The sequence below is a fragment of the Nostoc sp. 'Peltigera membranacea cyanobiont' 213 genome (assembly GCF_002245975.1).
Taxonomy (GTDB): Bacteria; Cyanobacteriota; Cyanobacteriia; order Cyanobacteriales; family Nostocaceae; genus Nostoc.
Window position 1 is genome coordinate 1 of the sequence record NZ_NOLI01000281.1, and the last position, 3,766, is coordinate 3,766.

Annotated in this window: 4 protein-coding genes; 1 reads left to right on the forward strand and 3 read right to left on the reverse strand. The window is 40.0% G+C overall.

All coding sequences use genetic code 11. The features are described 5' to 3' along the window. Positions 1-64: 64 nt before the first annotated feature. Entirely contained in the window at positions 65-958 is an 894-nt protein-coding gene (locus CDG77_RS33900) for a MarR family transcriptional regulator (protein WP_094333531.1), read from the reverse strand. A 283-nt stretch (positions 959-1,241) separates the two neighbouring features. Between CDG77_RS33900 and CDG77_RS33905 the strand changes: the two genes are divergently transcribed. Next, positions 1,242-1,610, forward strand: coding sequence for a transcriptional regulator (locus CDG77_RS33905; protein WP_094333532.1), 369 nt, complete (start codon positions 1,242-1,244; stop codon positions 1,608-1,610). A 363-nt stretch (positions 1,611-1,973) separates the two neighbouring features. On the opposite strand, the gene CDG77_RS33910 is transcribed toward CDG77_RS33905, so the two are convergent. Together CDG77_RS33910 and CDG77_RS33915 are read right to left on the reverse strand one after the other, a co-directional pair. Beyond that, complete coding sequence (locus CDG77_RS33910; RefSeq protein ID WP_094333533.1) at positions 1,974-2,432, reverse strand: hypothetical protein; 459 nt, start codon at positions 2,430-2,432, stop codon at positions 1,974-1,976. Next, positions 2,425-3,210: a ParA family protein gene (locus CDG77_RS33915; protein ID WP_223270134.1), complete on the reverse strand. Its 786-nt coding sequence runs from the start codon at positions 3,208-3,210 to the stop codon at positions 2,425-2,427. Before CDG77_RS33915 ends, CDG77_RS33910 begins: the two co-directional genes overlap by 8 nt. Positions 3,211-3,766 lie beyond the last annotated feature (556 nt).

Sequence of the window (3,766 nt, forward strand, 5' to 3'; positions counted from 1 at the left end):
TCAAGCATGATACCGCCTAAAATCGCCTCTTCCGCTTCGATGTTTTGGGGTGGCAATTTATCAATCATGTCTCACCGCCAGTATTTTCAGCGAGATTTTGGCTTTGCGACTCTTCCCAAGCTCTTTGAGCCTGTCGCTGCCGTTCTTCAAGTTCTCGGCGGAATTCGTCTCGAGCATTTTTTGTTTCAGTTTTTTTGGCTTGTACCTGAATTGATGCCAGATATTTTTCGTAATAAACCTCCCAGCGATTTCTTCCGGCTTTGTTCTTGTGAGCTAACCAAGCCTCAATGTCATTCACTGGCTGACTAAGATTTTTGGTTTTTTCCTCACAAAATTCTAGAAAATTCGCTCGCTCGTCTTCTGAGAGAGTCTTTATAAGGTCTAAATAATTCTTATTGATCTTAGGGTTTTGTAATCCCCTCTCCACAAGGCTTTCAGCCTCCGCATGGTGCGTGGCGATCGCGCATGGTGCGTCATGATCCATCGTGGTGTGTGGTGATCCACTGTGGTGCGTGGCGATCGCGCTCGGTGCGTCATCACACCTTGGGTGCGTCATCACACCATCGGTGTCTTCACACACCTTGGGTGCGTCATCACACCTTGGGTGCGTCATTGCACCATCGGTGTCTTCAAGAAATTCGGGTGTGTCATTGCACCATAATCCCTTTGGCTTCACCTTGGTTCTGACTTGCAATAGCTCTAGATCAATGAATCCCTTTGCGTCCAATTCCTTGAGAGCGCGGCTTACCGTTTGCCTGTGGACTATCCGCTCTGGTGCTGACAGCTTACGAGCTACCTCGGCGGCATTGATGTCAATCCCTTGGTTATAAGGATCAATGGTTCGGATGTAGTAGAGGATATCCCTCTGTGCTGGTGTGAGTTCACGGCAGGCTTTCAGCCATTCTTCATGCTGAAGTGGATAGAAACGTCCCTGAATTTTTGAATTTGGTTGTGTCACAATTTTGCTAATACAAATGAAAAGACAAAATTTCACCTCGATCCGTTGGGATAGAGACTAATTTTTTAGGTGTCCATCATTAACACTTAGTCAACGAACTTTTATATTCAATCGTGACAAGGCATTTATTTGATGGCTATGCTAGTAATCTGAAGATTAAAGATATGTCTGGAAAAAAGCACTCCTAGCAAGAGTTTGGTAAGATTAGGGTATACATCATCGTTGTTGTTTCATCAAACATCAAATAGTATAACCGTTAAACTTAAGTATAATTAGCAAAGCAATGCAAAGTTTTGTATCAGAAAAAACACAAAGTTATCAGCAGTTATTCGATGAGATGATGAATCGCTTCAATTTGGAAGCGAAAAAGACTGCTGAACAGGCTAAAGTGTCAGAAGTAATGTTATCCCGCTTTCGTCGTGGTAAGGCGGATCTAGGAGCATCAAAACTAATAGCGCTACTTTTGGCTATTCCGGTAGAAGCTAGGGTGTGGTATTTATCTGAGTTATTTGGTCAGAGGCCAGGAATTAGCCTGCGATCGCTGATTGCTGAAGCACCTCCAGAAGAACAAGCTGAAGTTTTACGACTAATTGCTGATATTTTTGTGAATAACAGCCGTGAGGCTACAGATCCAGTGCAGTTCCTTACTTAAAGCTTTATAGCTCACCGTTCGCAATAGGATTATAGGATTTAACTAAGAGAAATTATCCACCAAGTTGCAAATATCCCAGATATTGGGGCAGATATAGCGTAACTGACACCAGGGGCAAGATAGTACAATTTTACCTAAAACAAAGGTTTGTAGTATGCTAATGACAGGACTAAAACTCTTATTCTTTCGTTATAGTCTTGTCTAACAAGAAGCAAATAAGGCTTGGTTGATTTATCTAAAAGCAATATTCAAAAGCTTATACAGTAATACTTTTAGCCTATCTTGCCCCTATTGTCAGCTACGCTATATTTACCCCATATTAGTGCAATTACCTTAACCTCTCACAGATGGATTAGGGTTAACTTAATCGTTAACGTTAATTTTCTTAGCCAATGTCTGAAATTTGCGTTGTTCACCAGCTTGTTTACGCTGTTGATAACGTTTTCTAGCTTGGTTTAGTACCTCTTGCAATAATTCCTCATTTTCTGAGCAGACGATAAATGCAGCTTCTAGGAAAGTATCTCTAGTAATTTTATTTACATTGCAAAACGTATCTAGCTTGGTATCAATATCCTGTTCTAACCTGATTGTTCGCCTGATGATCTGGGTTAACTCTAACTGCTGTTCTTGATTAGAAGTGCTTACCTTATCGTTTATTACTTCCTCACTATCTAAATCTGGTTTTGGTTTTTCAGGTAAATGACTAAATTCAGTAATTTTGTCATTTAGTAAGTTATCATATTGTACTTTTACAAGTGTTGTATCCCGTGCTGGAACACTTGGACGTGTCTTTTTCTTAAGGCGCTCAAAAACATCAGACATTCTTTTGTAACCTCTCGATAATTTGTTGGAAGGGAGTTTCGAGTTGTTCAAAGCCTAGAGAGGACAAACTTACACCTTTATCTATGGCCTTTTTAAATTGTTCAGATTCTAAAATTGAAGGTAAAACGACTATTTCTTCGGCAATTGTTCGCATTGCACTGATACTCGCCTTACTTTGTGCGACTTGGTTATTACCTACCCATTTATCTCTGAATGGCAAGATGCCAAGTACTATCCCTGAAAAAGCATCAATTTCTTGAAGCTCCTCAACTAAACTCAGAGTTCGGATGAGAGAATTTACACCTTTGGATGATGCTTCTACAGAAATGATGATATGGTCAGCTGCCCCCAACGATGTAAGGCAGATTTGCGATCGCTGAGGTGGCGCATCGACAATGCAGTATTGGAATAAATCTGATATCTCTTTTAAGCGTTTGCTCAGAACAATAGCTCCCATACCGCTCCCAGACAAAAATTCTTGAGCATTATCTAATCCATCATCAGCAGGAATTAACCATAGGTTTTCTCCGATTTCGTAAATACCGTCTTCAGTATTTATCTGTTTTTTGAGAACTTCTAGAAGCGTGGGTTGATTCTGCTGAACTTCGTGCCCCAGGTAAAAAGTTAGGTTCGCTTGGGGATCGGCATCAATCATTAGTACACGCTGTCCTGTTTGAGCAAGCATTCTACCCAACAAGATTGCAACAGTTGTTTTTCCCTGGCCACCGGACAAGGATGCACAAGTAAGAATTAACATTTTACTGACTACCAGCAGCATTGTGTAAATTAGTCAATATCATAATGCATAATGTTGTTTTTAAGTTATTTAGTCATTATGTAATTTAGTCATTTACAAATGACTAAATTGTAATTAACGCTATTTAGTCATTACTTTAGCTCTCAAAAAGTCCTACTCTTCGATAAGATAGTTGTAAAAATAGATTTTTGTCCCGTTTAGTTGTTACTGATTTTAGTCAAGACTGAATTTAGTCATTCATAAATAACTAAATTGTATAATAATGTAATCTAGTAAACCAGTTTTGTTTTTTGAATAAAATAAAACTTCAAAAATGCTGACGGGGGCTATATAGGGGCTATATGCACCCCAAAAATGATTTAGGGCTTCGATGAGTATTTGACCCCTATGTAGGGTATGTATGGGTGTTTTCTGGGGTATACTTGACTGTTGGACACTTTATACCCCACTTAGCCCCCAAGGGGGTATGATAAGCTCTTGAGGCTGGAGAAAAAAGAGGTGTGCGATTCGTTGGTTAGTGAATCACGGTAATCATCCCGTAAATAACTAACCCAGCCCGACAGCAGATTACTGTCAC

What these genes read in the sequence shown, in the direction of transcription:
- CDG77_RS33905 (WP_094333532.1), top strand. Translation starts at nt 1,242, where the DNA reads ATGCAAAGTTTTGTATCAGAAAAAACACAAAGTTATCAGCAGTTATTC.
- CDG77_RS33910 (WP_094333533.1), bottom strand. Translation starts at nt 2,432, where the DNA reads ATGTCTGATGTTTTTGAGCGCCTTAAGAAAAAGACACGTCCAAGTGTT.
- CDG77_RS33915 (WP_223270134.1), bottom strand. Translation starts at nt 3,210, where the DNA reads ATGCTGCTGGTAGTCAGTAAAATGTTAATTCTTACTTGTGCATCCTTG.